Source organism: Streptomyces sp. NPDC049879 (assembly GCF_044461265.1).
GTDB lineage: Bacteria > Actinomycetota > Actinomycetes > Streptomycetales > Streptomycetaceae > Streptomyces.
Genome location: NZ_JBITKT010000001.1, coordinates 359,332 through 375,924 on the forward strand (window position 1 = coordinate 359,332; position 16,593 = coordinate 375,924).

The 16,593-nt window shown below is 73.4% G+C and carries 11 protein-coding genes; 7 read left to right on the forward strand and 4 right to left on the reverse strand.

Annotated elements, in window-relative coordinates; genetic code table 11:
* Positions 1-31: 31 nt before the first annotated feature.
* Positions 32-4,579: an FtsK/SpoIIIE domain-containing protein gene (locus ACIBPC_RS01645; RefSeq protein ID WP_362964660.1), complete on the forward strand. Its 4,548-nt coding sequence runs from the start codon at positions 32-34 to the stop codon at positions 4,577-4,579.
* Between the two features lie 247 nt (positions 4,580-4,826).
* On the opposite strand, the gene ACIBPC_RS01650 is transcribed toward ACIBPC_RS01645, so the two are convergent.
* The 3 genes from ACIBPC_RS01650 to ACIBPC_RS01660 all read right to left on the reverse strand — a co-directional run bounded on the left by ACIBPC_RS01650 (position 4,827) and on the right by ACIBPC_RS01660 (position 8,179).
* Positions 4,827-5,744, reverse strand: a complete 918-nt coding sequence (locus ACIBPC_RS01650) for a hypothetical protein (protein ID WP_398840532.1) — start codon at positions 5,742-5,744, stop codon at positions 4,827-4,829.
* Positions 5,745-6,037: 293 nt separating this feature from the next.
* A complete protein-coding gene (locus ACIBPC_RS01655; RefSeq protein ID WP_362964656.1) occupies positions 6,038-6,370 on the reverse strand; it encodes a heavy metal-responsive transcriptional regulator in 333 nt (110 codons plus the stop codon).
* 33 nt (positions 6,371-6,403) lie between these two features.
* Positions 6,404-8,179 (reverse strand): ABC transporter ATP-binding protein, encoded by a 1,776-nt coding sequence (locus tag ACIBPC_RS01660; RefSeq protein WP_398841746.1) that lies wholly within the window; start codon positions 8,177-8,179, stop codon positions 6,404-6,406.
* 246 nt (positions 8,180-8,425) lie between these two features.
* Between ACIBPC_RS01660 and ACIBPC_RS01665 the strand changes: the two genes are divergently transcribed.
* The 6 genes from ACIBPC_RS01665 to ACIBPC_RS01690 all read left to right on the forward strand — a co-directional run bounded on the left by ACIBPC_RS01665 (position 8,426) and on the right by ACIBPC_RS01690 (position 13,963).
* Positions 8,426-10,069: an ATP-binding protein gene (locus tag ACIBPC_RS01665; protein WP_398840533.1), complete on the forward strand. Its 1,644-nt coding sequence runs from the start codon at positions 8,426-8,428 to the stop codon at positions 10,067-10,069.
* Positions 10,069-10,524 (forward strand): roadblock/LC7 domain-containing protein, encoded by a 456-nt coding sequence (locus tag ACIBPC_RS01670; protein ID WP_362964652.1) that lies wholly within the window; start codon positions 10,069-10,071, stop codon positions 10,522-10,524. Before ACIBPC_RS01665 ends, ACIBPC_RS01670 begins: the two co-directional genes overlap by 1 nt.
* Positions 10,521-10,868 carry a DUF742 domain-containing protein gene (locus ACIBPC_RS01675; protein WP_362964650.1) on the forward strand — a complete coding sequence of 116 codons (348 nt, stop codon included), beginning with the start codon at positions 10,521-10,523 and terminating at the stop codon, positions 10,866-10,868. The genes ACIBPC_RS01670 and ACIBPC_RS01675 overlap by 4 nt, the downstream gene beginning before the upstream one ends.
* Entirely contained in the window at positions 10,846-11,448 is a 603-nt protein-coding gene (locus ACIBPC_RS01680; RefSeq protein WP_362964648.1) for an ATP/GTP-binding protein, read from the forward strand. The genes ACIBPC_RS01675 and ACIBPC_RS01680 overlap by 23 nt, the downstream gene beginning before the upstream one ends.
* A gap of 77 nt (positions 11,449-11,525) precedes the next feature.
* Entirely contained in the window at positions 11,526-12,794 is a 1,269-nt protein-coding gene (locus tag ACIBPC_RS01685) for a cytochrome P450 (RefSeq protein ID WP_362964646.1), read from the forward strand.
* Positions 12,755-13,963: a cytochrome P450 gene (locus tag ACIBPC_RS01690; RefSeq protein WP_362964644.1), complete on the forward strand. Its 1,209-nt coding sequence runs from the start codon at positions 12,755-12,757 to the stop codon at positions 13,961-13,963. Before ACIBPC_RS01685 ends, ACIBPC_RS01690 begins: the two co-directional genes overlap by 40 nt.
* A 163-nt stretch (positions 13,964-14,126) precedes the next feature.
* Here the strand turns inward: ACIBPC_RS01690 and ACIBPC_RS01695 are convergent, their stop codons facing one another.
* Positions 14,127-16,367, reverse strand: coding sequence for an MMPL family transporter (locus ACIBPC_RS01695; protein ID WP_398840534.1), 2,241 nt, complete (start codon positions 16,365-16,367; stop codon positions 14,127-14,129).
* Between the last annotated feature and the right edge of the window lie 226 nt (positions 16,368-16,593).

Sequence of the window (16,593 nt, forward strand, 5' to 3'; positions counted from 1 at the left end):
GAATGCTGGGGCGGGGAACGGGAGGAACGGCGTGCGTCTGACCCTGACAGTGGTGGACCCGGTCGGAGGCCGCAGCGCGGACACGGTGATCGACGCGGCGGACGAGACGCAACTCGGCGCACTCGCCCCCGAACTGATGCTCGCGGTGGGAGCCCCGGCGTACGGCGGACAGCCGGGCGCCCCGGGCGGCGTCCCGCTGTACGTCGCGGGCGAGTACCTCGACCCCTCGCTCACGCTGGCCCAGGCGCCGCTGCGCGAGGGCACCGTCGTCAGCCTGCACAACCCGACCGGCTGCTGGCCCGCGGAACCGGCCGGCACGGTCGAACTCCGCGTCGTCGGCGGCCCGGCGGCGGGCGCCGTGCACCGCGTCGGCACCGGCCGCGTGGACATCGGCAACAGCGCCGACGTCCACATCCAGGTCGCCGACGCCTCCCTGCCGGAACGCGCCATGTCCCTGCGCGTCGCCGCCGACGGCACCTGCAAGGTCACCGTCTACACGCAGGACCAGCCCACGATGGACGGCGAACCGTTCGTCCACACCGAGGGCGACCGCGCCGACTGGAAGCTCGGCAAGCAACTCGCGGTCGGCGACTCGCTGTTCGAGCTGACCCCGTACTTCCCGCCGGACGCCGCCCTCAAGGTGTCCGAGGACGGCGCCGGGCTCGACTACAACCGGCCGCCGCGCATCCTGCCGCCCGAGCGGCAGACGAAGTTCAACCTGCCCCGGCCCCCCGGCGACCGCGAACGGCGGCCCGTGCCCTGGCTGATGGCCATCCTGCCGCTCGTCGGCGCCGTCGCGCTGGCGTCCTTCACCGGCCGCTGGCAGTTCCTGCTGATGGCCTTCATGAGCCCGATCCTCCTGCTGTCCAACAACGCGATGGAGAAGAAGCGCGGGCGCGTCTCGCACGCGCAGAAGGTCGCCGAGTACAACGAGCGCAAGGCCAGGATCGAGAAGGACGCCCGCGACGCGCTCATCGCCGAACGCTTCGCCCGCCGCCACGCCGCCCCCGACCCCGCCACCGTCCTCGCCCAGGCCACCGGCCCCCGCACCCGCCTGTGGGAACGCCGCCGCACCGACCAGGACCACCTGCTGCTGCGCGTCGGCACCGTCGAGGCCGACTCCGAGGTGGTCCTCAACGACCCCGAGCAGGACGAGCACAAGCGCCAGGTCGCCTGGAAGATCGCCGACGCCCCCGTCACCCTGCCGCTGCGCACCCTCGGCGTCGTCGGCTACGCGGGCCAGGGCGACAGCGCCCGCGCCCTCGCCCGCTGGTCCCTCGGCCAGATCGCCGCGCTGCACAGCCCCACCGACGTCCAGCTGTACGTCCTCACCGACGGCTCGGGCCAGTACTCCTGGCAGTGGCTGCGCTGGCTCCCGCACGCCAGGCCGGGCGCCGAGCAGGACACCAACACCCTCGTCGGCACCGACGCCGAGACCGTCGGCGCCCGCATCGCCGAGCTGACGCAGCTGCTCGACGCCCGCCAGAAGGCCGCCAAGCAGGCCAGGTCGAGCGGCCAGACCACGTTCAAGGACGCCGACATCGTCGTGGTCCTCGACGGCTCGCGCCGCATGCGCTCGCTGCCCGGCGTCATCCGGCTGCTGCGCGAGGGCCCGGCGTCCTCCATGTTCGCCATCTGCGTGGACGACGAGGAGCGGTTCCTGCCCGGCGAGTGCCAGGCCGTCGTCGTCGCCGAGCCCAACCCCGACCGGCCCCTGCCCGACGGCGGCACGCCCCGCAACCCCGGATACGCCACCGGCTTCCACACCTTCCTCGCCGTCCCCGGCAGCGCCCCGGGCGCCGCCGCGCAGGACGCCCTGCCCGCCACGAGCGCCGACCGGCTGCGCGTCGAGCAGGCGGGCGCGTTCCGGGTACGCGGCGTACGGCCCGACTGGGTGCTGCCCGAGTGGTGCGAGCTGCTCGCCCGCTCCCTCGCGCCGCTGCGCGACATCAGCGGCGAGTCGGAGGACGCGGCGCTGCCGTCCGCGAGCCGCCTGCTCGACGTCATCGAGATGGAGCCGCCCACCGCCGGGGCGATCGCCGCGCGCTGGCGCCTCGGCGGCCAGTCCACCGAGGCCGTCATCGGCGAGAGCTACGACGGCGCGTTCTCCATCGACCTGCGGCGCGACGGGCCGCACGGCCTCATCGCGGGCACCACGGGGTCCGGCAAGTCCGAGCTGCTCCAGACGATCGTCGCCTCGCTGGCCGTGGCCAACACGCCGGAGAACATGACGTTCGTCCTCGTCGACTACAAGGGCGGCTCCGCGTTCAAGGACTGCGTGCAGCTGCCGCACACCGTCGGCATGGTCACCGACCTCGACAACTACCTGGTGGAACGGGCCCTCGCCTCCCTCGGCGCCGAACTCACCCGCCGCGAGCACATCCTGGCGGGCGTCGGCGCCAAGGACATCGAGGACTACCAGGACCTCGTGCGCCGCAACCCCGGGCAGCTCGCGCCGATGCCGCGCCTGCTCATCGTGATCGACGAGTTCGCCTCGATGGTCCGCGAACTCCCCGACTTCGTGAAGGGCCTCGTCAACATCGCCCAGCGCGGCAGGTCCCTCGGCATCCACCTGCTGCTCGCCACCCAGCGGCCGAGCGGCGTCGTCTCGCCCGAGATCCGCGCCAACACCAACCTGCGCATCGCCCTGCGCGTCACCGACGGCAGCGAGTCCACCGACGTCATCGACGCGCCGGACGCCGGGTTCATCGCCAAGTCCACGCCGGGACGCGCGTACGTGCGCCTCGGGCACGCCTCGCTCGTCCCGTTCCAGTCGGGGCGCGTCGGCGGGCGGCGGCCCGGCGCCGTCGACCCGGCCGTCTCTCGGCCCTGGTCGGCCGTCCTCGACTGGAACGGCCTCGGCCGCGCGCGGCTGCGCAAGCCGCCGGGCGCGAAGTCCGAGGAGGAGGAGATCACCGACCTGAAGGTCCTGGTGGACGCGGTGATCGAGGCGGACGGGCAGCTCGGCTTCACCAAGCAGCACAGCCCCTGGCTGCCCGCGCTCGACGAGCAGGTCCTGCTGCGCGACCTCGAACACCCGGCACCGGCCGGTGCGTTGCCGGCCGCCCCGTACGGCGTGGAGGACCTGCCGGAGCAGCAGGCGCGGCGCCCGGTCGCGATCGACTTCAAGACGTTCGGGCACATGATCATCGGCGGCGCGCCGCGCAGCGGCAGGTCGCAGACGCTGCGCACCATCGCCGGGTCGCTCGCCTGGGTCAACTCGGCCGAGGACGTGCACCTCTACGGCATCGACTGCGGCAACGGCGCGCTGAACGCCCTGACGAAGCTGCCCAACTGCGGCGCCGTCGTCACCCGCAACCAGGTCGAGCGCGTACGCCGCCTCATCCGCCGCCTGCGGCAGGAGATGGACCGCCGCCAGGACCTGCTCGCCGCCGACGCGCTCGCCGACGTCAGCGAGCAGCGCGCCAACGCCGAGCCGGGCAAGCGGCTGCCGCACATCGTCGTCCTGCTCGACCGCTGGGAGGGCTGGACGAGCACGCTGGGCGAGGTGGACCACGGGTCGCTGTCCGACGAGCTGTTCACCATCTTCCGCGAGGGCGCGAGCGTCGGCATCCACATGATCGTCGCGGGCGACCGCACCGTCCTGTCCGGCCGGATCGCGACGCTGACCGAGGACAAGTACGCGCTGCGGCTCGCCGACAAGGGCGACTACTCGGGCGTGGGGCTCACCTCGCGCAAGGTCCCGGACGACGTGCCGGACGGCCGGATGTTCCGCAACCAGGCCGCCACCCAGATCCAGATCGCCGTGCTGGCCGACGAGTTGTCGGGGCAGGCGCAGGCCGCCGCGCTGACGGCGATCGGCGAGTGGGCCGCGGAGCGCGACCGGGGTGTGGCGCGGGCGCGCCGCCCGTTCCGCGTGGACGTGCTGCCGAGCCGCCTCACCTTCGCGGACGCGTGGGAGAAGCGGGACCCGGAAGGCTCCGAGTCGCGCCTGTGGGGCCTGATCGGCGTCGGCGGCGACGAACTGATGGGCTACGGGCCCGACCTCGCGCAGGGCACGCCCGCGTTCATCGTGGCGGGCCCGGCCAAGTCGGGCCGCTCCACGGTCCTGTCGATGCTCGCCGACTCGTACCTGGCGCGGGGGGTGCGCGTCGTCGTGGCGGCGCCGCGCCCGTCGCCGCTGCGCGAACTGGCGGGCAGGGACGGCGTGGTGCAGGTGTTCACGGGCGACGACCTGTCCGAGAAGGACGTGCGCGAGGCGCTGAGCACGTCGTCGCGCGAGCACCCGATCGTCGTGTTCGTGGACGACGCGGAGGACCTGCGCCGCTGCGACGCCGACCCCGAGCTGCGGGCGATCATCACCCAGGGCTCCGAGCTGGGCCGCTACCTGGTGCTCGGCGGCGACGAGGGCGACATCGGCGGCGGCTTCTCCGGCTGGCAGGTCGAGGCGAAGAAGGCCAGGCGCGGCGTGCTGCTGTCCCCGGCGACGCACCGCTCGGGCGAGCTGATCGGCGCGAAGCTGCCGCGCAGCGCCGCGGCGGAGCAGGTGACGCCGGGCAAGGGCATCCTGCACCTGGGCGACGGGACGCCGTTCACGGTCACGACGCCCGCACCCTGACGCCCCCGCCCCGCATGCCGGGGCGCACGCCCGCGTACGGGCCCGGCCGCGCGCCGTCCACCGGAGGACCCGGGGGGCGGCGCGCGGCGCTCTCCCGGCCTGGCGGCTGGGCGGTGCCCCCCGGGGACGCGCGCACGCTCGCCCGCGTCTCCGCACAGCCCCACTGCCCCCGGCACGCCGAAGCGGCCGGGCCCCCTCAGGGGAGCCCGGCCGCCTCGGTGCGGAAGTCCGCGTGTCAGCCCGTGTGTCAGGCGGCGGGGGTGTTGTTGCCGCCGCGGCGCTTCGCGAAGAACGCGGCGCCGCCACCCAGGACCAGCAGACCGGCGCCGACGGAGGCGAACAGCGTCAGCTGCGAGCCGTTGCCGCCGGTCTCGGCCAGGTCAGGGGTCTCGGAGGCCGGCAGGACGATGGGCTCGCCCACCGGGACCTCGCCCTCAAGCTCGGTGTCGGGGACCGGCACCGGCGTGGCCGGGACCTCGGGCTCCTCCTCGGCCGGGGGCTCGCTGGGCTCCTCGGTCGGCACCTCCTCGCCCGGGGTGGTGGGCTCGTCGGTGGGGGGAGCCGGCTCCTCGGTCGTGGGCTCGTCGGTGGGCTCGTCGGTCGGGGGCTCGGTGGGCTCCTCCGGCGTCTCAGGCTCGCACGGCGCCTCGCCGTTCCAGGCGGCGATCAGGTTCGTCGGCGTGGGGGAGTCCGGGAAGTGCGGCAGGGCGCCGTTCCCCTCCGTGCCGTCGTACTTGGTGCCGTTGCCGTACAGGTCGATCTGCCCGAAGCAGCTCGGCGCCGAGGCGCTGACGTCGAGGGTGTCCTCGGGGGTCTCGCTGGTGAGGACGGTGGTGTCCCAGCCGAGGAAGCCCTGCGTGCCCGAGCTCTCCCAGGAGGGGCCCTCGGCGCTGTAGGACGCGAGGGAGACGGGGTACTCGCAGCCCTCGGTGATGTCGCCCGACAGGCGGACGGAGATGGTGGTCGGGGCGCCGCCGGTGTAACGGCCGTGGGTGCCCCAGTTGGCGCCGCCGTCGGTCGAGTGCTCGATGCGGACCTGGCCGCAGGAGTCGGCCATGGCCTGGCCCGCGCCGAGGCCGACGAGGGACAGCCCCGCCAGCCCGCTGACGCTGACCACGCTGACGGCGGATCTGAGGACGGAACGCTTGATGGTTGAACGCTGCACCTGAGTGCTCCCTGCATGCGGGGCGGAGAACCGTGGTCGGGGTGGCACGAGCGGATGCGTCACGCTTCGCGAGGGCCGGCCCGGGGACCTGCGGGAATTCTTGCCGCCGAAGCGAGAGGGCCGCAGCCTGCTGGCTGGACGGCCGGATACCCCGCGATTCCATCACCTCGTACGGTAATCGGGTAATCGGCTCTGCGGCGGACCGTCCCGCTTCGCCCGATTTTGCTCGCGAACAATTACGAATCCGTTATGCGAACGCGCGTCCACTCTCCGGCGTGTCGCCTCGCGGACCGTCAGGGCGCCAGGTCCCGCAGCGCGTTGCGCGTCCGCGTCAGGTCCTCAAGACGCGCCTCGACCTGCCGCAGATGCCCCGCGATCAGCGCCGCCGTCCGGCCGCTCGGCGCCTGCCCGCTGTCCCGGACACTCAGCACGTCCCGGATCTCCGACAGGCTCAGCCCCGCGACCTGCGCGCCCCGGATGAACGCCAGCCGGTCCGCGCTCTCCGGCGGGTAGTCCCGGTAGCCGGACGGCGTGCGCGGCGGCTCGGGCAGCAGCCCCGCGCGTTCGTAGAAGCGGACGGTCTTGGCGGTCACCCCTGCCGCGTGTGCCAACGTCCCGATACGCATGGTTTCAGCATATGGAGGGGACAAGGCCGGGAATCAGCCAAGTTCGGCCGACGCCAGGAACTGCGTCGCGGCCAGCTCCGCGTACAGCGGGTTCCCCGCGACGAGTTCGCGGTGCGTGCCCACCGCGCGCACCCGGCCCGCCTCCATCACCACGATGCGGTCGGCCGCCGCGACCGTGGACAGCCGGTGCGCGACCACCAGGACCGTCGTCGTCCTCGCCACGTCCGCCACCGTGTCGCGCAGCGCCGCCTCGTTCACCGCGTCGAGCTGCGACGTCGCCTCGTCCAGCAGCAGCAGCCGGGGACGCCGCAGCAGGGCGCGCGCGATCGCCACCCGCTGCCGCTCACCGCCCGACAGCTTCGTGCCCCGGTGCCCCACGACCGTCTCCAGACCGTCCGGCAGCCGCGCCACCAGCCCGTCGAGCCGGCCCACGCGCACCGCCTCGCGCAACGCGTCCTCACTCGCGTCCGGCGCGGCGAACAGCAGGTTCTCGCGCAGCGTGCCCGACAGCACCGGCGCGTCCTGCTCGACATAGCCGATCGCGCCGCGCAGCGCGCCCGTGTCCCACGCGGTCACGTCCCGCCCGTCCACCAGCACCCGGCCGGACGTCGCGTCGTAGAACCGCTCCACCAGCGAGAAGACCGTCGTCTTCCCCGCCCCCGAAGGACCGACGAACGCGGTCATCCCGCGCGGCGGCACGTCGAACGTCACGCCGTGGTGCACGTACGGCTGCTCCGGGCCGTACCTGAACCGCACGTCCTCGAAGCGCACCGACGCAGGGCCCGCGCCCCCGTCCGGCGCGCCCTCGCCCTCCCGCTCCACCGGCAGCCGCCGCACCTCCTCCATCCGCGCGATCGCCGCCGCACCCACCTGGTACTGCGTCACCGCGCGCACCACCTGGCCGATCGGCGCCATCAGGTACATCACGTACAGCAGGAACGCCACGAGCGTCCCCACGTCGATCGACTCCGTCGCCACCCGCGCGCCCCCCACCCCGAGCACCGTGATGAACGCGACCTGCATCGACAGCCCCGCCAGGTTCCCCGCCAGCGCCGACCACTTGGCCGCCCGCACGCTCTCCCGCCACGACTCCTCCGCCGCCGCGTGCACAGCCGCCGTCTCCCGCTCCTCCGCACCGGAGGCCTTCACGGTGCGCAGCGCGCCCAGCACCCGTTCCAGTGCCGCCCCCATGCGCCCCACGGACTGCTGCGCCCGTTTGCTGGCGCGATGGATGCGCGGCACGATCACGCCGATCACCACGGCCGTCACCGCCATCACCCCCGCCGTGACGGCGAGCAGCACCGGATCGACGAAGCCCATCATCACCAGCGTCGCGACCAGCGTCAGCCCGCCCGTCGCCAGCCCGATGAGGGAATCGGTCGTCATGGCGCGCAGCAGGGTGGTGTCCGACGTGGCGCGCGCCAGCAGGTCGCCCGGCTCCGTCGTGTCCACCGCCGGGATCCGCAGCCGCAGCAGATGGGCCGTCAGCGAACGGCGCGCCGTCAGCACCACGGACTCCGCCGCGCGCTGGAGGAGGTAGTGGCCGAAGCCGCCCAGGCCCGCGTTCGCCACCACCAGCAGGCTCATCAGCGCCAGCGTGCCCGCGATGGAGCGGTCCTCGCCGAGGTCGCCGATCAGCCGCTGCGCGACCAGCGGCAGCGCCAGGCCGCTCGCGCTGGTCAGCAGCGACAGGAACGTGCCGCCGAGCAGCGCGGGGCGGTGCGGCCTCACGTACCCCGCCAGCACGCGCCACGCGGGCGTGTCCCCGGCGCGCGGCCCCGGCTCGCGCGCGGGCGCGTCCCCCGCCACGCCGCCGCCCGGGTCGTCCTCCCGGGTGCCGTCCTCCGTGGTCACCTCGTGCGTCGTCACCGCGAACACCTTTCCGGTAAGCCCCTGCGGGTCGTCGGAGGAGGACGCGCTCCCGGGCCGTGCGGTTGCCCACGTGCGGGGGACCGGGCGCGTTCCGCCTTGCATCGGGACGGTGATGCCTGTTTGACTCTGCGCCACCGCCCGGCCTCTGGCCGGGACTTGCGCAACCGTACGGAGTCTCACACGATGCAGATACCGGCAGTGCTGGTCGCGTGTCTGGCGCTGGGCAGCGTGACCGCCGTCCTGCTCCTCACCCTCCTGGTCCGCGAACGCCGCCGTGCGGCCGCCGCCCGGCACCGCGCCGAGACGGTCACCACGAGAGCCGACGCCTCCGACGCCCAGCTCGCCGCGCTCCAGAGCAGACTCGCGGACGTCCAGCGGCGCGAACGCATGCTGGTCGAGGAACTGGGCCACCTCCCCACACGGCTGCCGCGCCTCGCGCAGGCCGCACGCCACCCCCACGTACGCATCCCCGGACCGCTCCACGCCGAACTCGCGGGCGGCGAGGCCGCCAAGGCGCTCGACGCCGTCCTGTCCGGCATGACGGACGCCCTGGTCGCCGAGCGCCTGCGCACCGACGGCGCCGCCCAGTCGGCCGTCCGCGGCGCGACGATCACGCTCCAGACCATGTGCTACCAGATGCAGTCCTCCGTGGACGCGCTGCTGCACAAGTACGACGACCCCGACCTCGCGGGCGCCCTCGCCGCGCTCGACTACCTCAACGAGCAGATCCTGCGGCGCATCCAGGTCACCCGCGTCGTCTGCGGCGCGGGCGCGGGCCTGGTCCGCAGCAAGTCCGAACTGCAGGCACTCGCCGTCGGCGCCAGCTCCCGCATCCCGGACTACGAGCGCGTCAGGATCGTCAGCCACCTCCAGAAGCCGGTGGCCGTCGTGGACCGCGCCGCCGAGCCGGTCGCCGTCATCCTGGCCGAGCTGATGGCCAACGCGGTGCACCACTCGCACGGTTCGCTGGCCGTCGAGGTGTCCCTGCACCGCGCGCACAACGGCGCCGTCGTCGTCGTCTCGGACGCGGGCATCGGCATGAACGCCGACGAGTACCGCCGCGCCCGCCGCCTGCTCAGCGCGGAGGACCCCATCGAACTGGCCGAACTGGGCGACCCGCCCCGCTGCGGCTTCGCCTCGATGGGCCAGCTGTGCGCCGCGTACGGCCTGTCCGTCTCGGTCGAGCCCTCGCACTACGCGGGCGTCAAGGCCGTCCTCTTCATCCCCGAACACCTGCTCACCGCCCCCGCGGAAGAGTCCATCCCCCTGCCCATCCACTACGCCAAGCCGACCACGGGATCGGTCGCGCCGCTGTGGAGCCCGGAGCCCCCGCGCAGTCCCGCGCTGGACCGCCCGGCACCCGCCGCGCCCTTCGACCCCGCCGACCTCACCGGGACCGGCACCGCCCGCACCGGCGGCGCGTCCCCCTACTCCAGGGAAGACACCGGCGTGTCCCCCGCATCCCCCGTATCCCCCGCACCCGGCGCGTCCCCCGCGCCCCCCGCCCCGGCGGGACCCACGAGCGGCACCGGCACCCCCCGGCCCGCGGCGGAACCGGCCGCGTCCCAGGCCCCCGCGTCCCCCACCCCCACGGACGGCTCCCTCCCGCCCCTGCCGCAGCGGCGCAACGAGCGCAGCGACTCCTGGAACTACCGCAAGCCGATCGGCGACGCGGGCGCCGCCCCCGGAGTCCCCGCGCAGCCGGACACCGCGGACCCGACCGCGTACCTCCGCGACCCCGAGGACGCCGCCTCGCGCATGGGTGCCTTCCAGCGCGGCACCGCGCGCGGTCGCGCCGTCGTGGACGAGCCAGAAAGCGAGAGCTGATGAACACCCCTGTCCCCGCACCGCGGGTCAAGGCGGACCTGTCCTTCGTGCTGACGCCGATCCTCAAGGTGCCGGACGTCCAGCACGCCATGATCCTCACCGCCGACGGCTTCTTCGAGGCGCACTCCGGCATCGAGCCCGAGGCCGCCGAGAAGCTGTCCGCCGTCCTCGCCTCCTTCCTCGCCGCCGGACGCGGCACCAGCGAGACGTACTTCGGCAGCCGCGGCCTGCTGCGCACCGTCATGGTCGAGACGCAGCACGGCTACGTCTTCGTGATCCCGGCCGCCGAGGGCGCCTACCTCGCCGTCTTCACCGGCCCCAACGTCGCGATGGACAACGTGACCTACGAGATGCAGAAGCAGGTCCAGACGCTCGGCAAGGCCATGGTCAGCCCGCCGAGACGCGACATCGCGGCACAGGGCGTCCCGCCCGGGACGGACGGCCCGTACACATGAGCCGGCGGCTGATCCCGGCGTACCTGTGGACGGGCGGCCGTACCCATCCCAGCCGCAACGTCCTGGACCGGCTGACCGTGCTGCGGGCGGCCACCGACCACATCCCCTCCGACCTGACCGGCTCCGGCCGCAGCGTGCTGGAGATACTGCAGCACGGCTCGCTGCCCCTCGCCGAGGTCGCCGCGCACCTCAAGATGCCGGTCATCTTCCTCAAAGTCCTGGTCAGCGACCTGTTCGACCAGGGACTCCTGATCGTGCGAGCCCCCGCGCCCGTCGAGTCCGACGCGAAACCAGATCAGCAGCTTCTCGAAAGGGTGATCCGTGGACTCCGCGCACTCCAATAGGGACATCTACCTGCGCAACCCCGACCAGCGGCTGGTCAAGGTGATCGTCAGCGGCCCGTTCGGCGTCGGCAAGACGACGATCATCCGCACGCTCTCCGACATCCCGCCGCTGCGCACGGAGGAGGTCATGACCGAGACCGGCGCGGTCGTGGACCACCTCGACGGGCTCAAGGACAAGACGACCACCACCGTCGGGCTCGACTACGGCCGCATGTCCCTCGGCGACGACCTGGCGCTGTGCCTCTTCGGCACGCCGGGACAGAAACGTTTCCAGGCGCTCTGGGACGACCTGACCCACGGCGCGCTCGGCGCCCTCATCCTCGCCGACACGCGGCGGATAGCGGACTCGTACGAGGTCATGGGCCTGATCGAACGCCAGGACCTCCGGTACGCCGTGGCGCTCAACCTCTTCCCCGACTCGCCCCGGTACCCCGAGGAGGAGCTGCGCGCGGCCCTCGACCTCGCGCCGGAGACCCCCATGATCACCTGCGACGCCCGCGACCGCCGCACCTCGCTCGACGCCCTGCTCGCCCTCGCCGAACACCTCCTGGCCGTCCCGGCGCTCGAACAGCAGCCGTGACCCGCCGCTCAGGCACCGGCCACGGCCACACCGCCGCGGCAGAGCCCGGCAGGGCACGCGAAAGGACTGACTGAACCGTGAACCACCCCACACCTGGCGGCGCCGCGCCGCTGGAGCGGGTCCCGCTGTACGGGGAGGACTTCGCCGCCGACCCCCACGCCGTCTACGACCGGCTGCGGACGTACGGCGCCTGCGCCCCGGTCGAACTGGCGCCCGGCGTCGGCGCGACGCTCGTCACGAGCTACCGCGTCGCCCTGCGCGTCCTGCACGACACGGAGACGTTCTCCAAGGACCCGCGCGTGTGGCAGCACACCGTCCCGCAGGACAGCGAGATCCTGCCCATGCTGTCGTGGCGGCCCAACGCCCTGTTCAACGACGGCGAGGTCCACGCCAGGCTGCGCCGCGCGCTCACCGACTGCGTCGCGCTGATCGAGCCGTACGACCTGCGGCAGCTCGTCCACCAGGCGGCGGACGAACTGATCCAGAACTTCGGCGAACGCGGCCAGACCGACCTGATCAGCGAGTACGCCCGCGTGCTGCCGCTGATCATCTTCAACGGCCTGTTCGGCCTGCCCCCGTCGTCCAGCACGCGCCTGGTGACCGCGATGGCCCGCATGTTCGAGTCGGAGTCCGACGAGGCCGCCAAGGGCATCCAGGAACTCCAGGACTACATACTCGAAGCCGTCACGACCAAGCAGAACCGGCCGGGCAACGACTTCACGACCTGGCTGCTCGACCACCCCGAGGGCCTCACGGCCGAGGAGGTCGTCTGGCAGCTGCTGCTGTCCCTGAGCGCGGGCCACGAGCCGGTCACCAACCTGATCGGCAACGCCCTCGCCCGCATGCTGTCCGACTCGCGCTACTACCGCACCATCTCGTCCGGCGCGCTGACGTCTCACCACGCCATCACCGAAGTGCTGTGGGAGGACCCGCCCATGGCGAACTACTCCGCGCACTACCCCCGGCGCGACGTGGACCTTGAAGGCACCTGGGTCCGCGCGGGCACGCCCGTGCTGATCTCCTACGCGGGGGCCAACACCGACCCCACCGGCCGCCGCGACGGCCCGCGCTCCGACGCGGGCGCCCACCTCTCGTTCGGCGCGGGGCCGCACGCGTGCCCGATGCAGCAGCCGGGGCTGCTGATCGCCGTCACCGCGATCGACCGGCTCACGAACTGGCTGTGCGACATCCGCCTGTCCGTTCCCTACGAGCAGCTCATCTGGCGGCCCGGCCCGTTCCACCGCGCGCTGGCCGCCCTGCCCGCCTCCTTCACACCGATCTCACCCGATCAGAAGGGAAGCACGCCATGGAACGCGAGCCCCTCGTCCTCGATCCCAGCGGCCTAGACATCGCAGGCGAGGCGGCCCGCCTCAGGGAGGCGGGCCCGGCCGTCCGGGTCGTCCTCCCGGGAGACATCGAGGCATGGGCCGTCACCCGGCACGACCTGATCAAGAAGTTCACCACCGACCCCCGTGTCTCCAAGGACCCGCGGCAGCACTGGCCCGACTTCATATCCGGGCGCATACCCGAGACCTGGTCGCTGTACAGCTGGGTCGTGGTGCGCAACATGTTCACGGCGTACGGCCTCGAACACTCGCGGCTGCGCAAGCTGGTCGCCCCGGCGTTCACCGCGCGGCGCACGAACGCGCTGCACGGCCGGATCGAGGCGTTCACGGCCGAACTCATCGAGGCCATCGCCGCCGTGCCGGAGGGGCAGCCGGTCGATCTGCGGGAGATGTACACCAACCCGCTGCCGATAAGGGTCATCTGCGAGCTGTACGGCATACCCGAGACCTCCAAGGCGGGACTCGAGGCGGCGGTGGACAGCATCTTCCACACGTCGGCCGACCCCGAGGAGGTCACCGCCACGTTCCAGCAGGTCTACGCCATACTGACCGCGCTGGTCGCGGCCAAGCGCGCGGAGCCCGCCGACGACCTGACGACGCGGCTCATAGAGTCCCGCGACGGTGGTGACAAGCTGACCGAGCAGGAGCTGCTGGACACGCTCCTGCTCGTCCTGTCCGCCGGGCACGAGACGACCGTCCACCTGCTGGGCAACGCCATACACGCCCTCCTCACCCACCCCGACCAGCTCGAACTGGTCAGGAAGGGCGAGGTCTCCTGGGACGCGGTGATCGAGGAGACGCTGCGCTGGTCCACGCCGGTGGCCAACCTGCCGCTGCGGTACGCGACCGAGGACATCGCCCTCGACGGCGGGGTGACGATCGGGCGGGGCGACCCGATCATCCTGTCGTTCTTCGCCGCCGGGACCGATCCGGCGCAGCACGGTCCTGACGCGGGCGCGTTCGACATCACGCGGCCCCCCGGGGAGCACCTCGCGTTCGGGCACGGCACGCACTACTGCCTGGGCGCGCCGCTGGCGCGGATGGAGGCGCGGGTGGCGCTCCCGGCGCTGTTCGAGCGCTTCCCCGGGCTGCGGCTCGCGGAGACGGACCTGACGCAGGTCGAGTCGCTCGTGTCGAACGGCTTCTCCACGCTGCCCGTCTGGCGCTGACCGCTCAGGGCGCGTCCTCCGGTTCCCCCAGGCCCTCGGGCCTGGGGGAACCTCCACGAGCCGCGACGCTCCGCCTTCCGGCGCACCGCGTCCGACACCGCGGCCCGACCCGGCAGGATCCGGAGGACGCGCCCCCACCGCCCGTACGGCGCGTGCGGGGCGGTCAGCCGCGGCCGCGGGCGGCCGCCGCCGGTTCCGGCGCGGGGGAGTCGTCTCGTTCCGGGGCGGCCGACTCGCGCAGCCCGAGGCGGTCGTGCACCGGCCGCAGCCACCGCGGCAGCCACCACGTGGCACGCCCCGCCAGCCGCATCGCGGCGGGCAGCAGCGCGCCGCGCACGAGCGTCGCGTCCATCAGCACGGCAAGCGGCAGGCACACGCCGAGCGCCTTCAGGAACGTGATCTCGGAGACGACGAACGCCAGGAAGACGATCGACAGCGTCGCCGCCGCCGCGGTGACGATGCGGCCGATGCGCTCCAGGCCCATGGCGACGGCCGCCACCGGGTCGCCGCCCGCCTCGTACTCCTCGCGGATGCGGGAGAGCATGAACACCTGGTAGTCCATGCCGAGTCCGAACGCGATGGCGAACAGCAGCACCGGCACGGTCCCGACGACCGTGCCCGTGCTGGTGAAGTCGAGCAGCCCGGCGAGCCCGCCGTCCTGGAAGCCGGCGACGAGCGCGCCGAACGTCGCGGTGAGCCCGAGCGCGCTCAGCAGCATCGCCAGGAGCGGCAGCAGCACGCTGCCCGTGAGCAGGAACAGCAGGACGTACATCGCGACGGCCAGGGTCAGGCCCGCGACCGGCAGCTGGTCCGTGATGGCGTCGATGCCGTCCATGTTCACGGCGGTCTGGCCGCCCACCAGGGCCTCGCCCGGCGCGGGGAGGGCGCGTACGTCGTGGACCAGGTCCTCCGCCTCGGCGTTGGACAGCGGGCCCGGCACGACGGACAGCCACACGGCGTCGCCGCCGCCGGGAGCGGCGTACTGCTCGTGCTGCGGGCCGGGCTCCGCCACCCGTTCCCCGGCGGCGTACGAGCCGACGGGGGCGTCCACGCGGGCGACGCCGCCGAGCGCCGACAGGTCCGCCGCGTAGGTGTCCAGGTCGGCCGCGCCGCCGGACGGGTCCGGCAGGACGACGGTGAGGGCCTGGCTCTCGCCGGACGCGAAGCCGGCGCGCATCTCCTCGGCGACCTGCCGGGCGGGGGACGACTCGGGGAGCGTGCGCTCGTCGGCCGTGCCCATCGTCAGGCCGAGGAAGGGGGCGCCGAGGAGCAGCAGGAGGGCGGTCGCCAGCGTCGCGACGGGCAGGGGCCTGCGCATCACGAACGAGGCCACGCGGTGCCAGAAGCCGTCGCCCTGCTGCGACTTCGCCGGGCGGCGGCGCCGCAGCCGTCCCTTCTCGATGCGCGGACCCAGCACGGCCAGCAGCGCGGGCAGGACCACCAGCGTCGTCAGCGCCGTCAGCAGCGCGACGGCGACCCCCGCGTACGCCATCGACCGCAGCGCGAGCAGCGGGAACCACGCCAGCCCCGCCAGGGTGACGGCGACGGTGACGGCCGAGAACACCACCGTCCGCCCGGCAGAGCGCATCGTCCGGCGGATCGCCGCCTCCGCGCCGTGCCCCGCCGCGACCTCCTCGCGGTACCGGCTGACCATCAACAGGCTGTAGTCCACGGCCAGTCCGAGCCCGAGGAGCGTCACCACGTTCACCGCGAACACGTTGACGTCCGTCACCCCGGCCAGCGCCCACAGCAGGCCGAACGACAGCAGGATCGTGATCAGCCCGGTGATCAGCGGCAGCGCCGCGGCGACGAGGCTGCCGAAGATCAGCACGAGCACCACCAGCATCAGCGGGAACGCGATCATCTCGCCGCGCACCGCGTCCCGTTCGCTCGCCTCGCCCAGCTCCTTGCCGACGACCGCGGGACCGCCGAACGCGACGGTCAGCCCGTCCCGTTCCCCCGCGTAGCGCGGCTCCAGGGCGTCCAGCGTCTCCGCCGCCTCGGTGTCGTCGCCGCTGAGCGCGGCCAGGACGAGCGCCATGTTCCCTTCGTCGCCCCGCAGTTGGTCCGGCTGCCCGGCCGTCCAGTACGACACGGCCGCGCTGACGCCCGGCTCACCGGCGAGCCGCTCGCTCAGCGCCGCGCCCGCGCGGACGGCGGCGGGGGAGTCCACCCCGCCCGGCGCCCTGACCAGCAGCACGAGGTTCATGTCGTCCTGCCCGAACTCCCCGGCCAGCGCGGCGGCGGCCCGCCCCGACTCCGCGCCCGGGTCGTCGAAGCCACCCCCCTTCATCCGGTCGAAGACCGTCGCCCCCGCGGCCCCGCCGAGCAGTGCGAGCAGCACCGCGACGACGAGGACAGCGCGGCGGTGCCGCAGCAGACTTTCGGTGGCGTTGCCTGGCATCGTGCGGTGCCTCCCACATCCCCGGGCCCGGCCCGGTGTGTCCGGTCGTTTCTGCGCATCCGGCGGTTCGGCACGGTTGCTGCCGATCACGACGGGATGACGGCGGTGCGGTGTGACATCGGGTGCCGCGAAGAGACGTGGATCACACTCAAGAGCCGGAAACGGGAGGGGCGTGCCGGACAAGAGGTTCCGTACGATGCCGTATGGAATACGGGGGCGTCGGAGG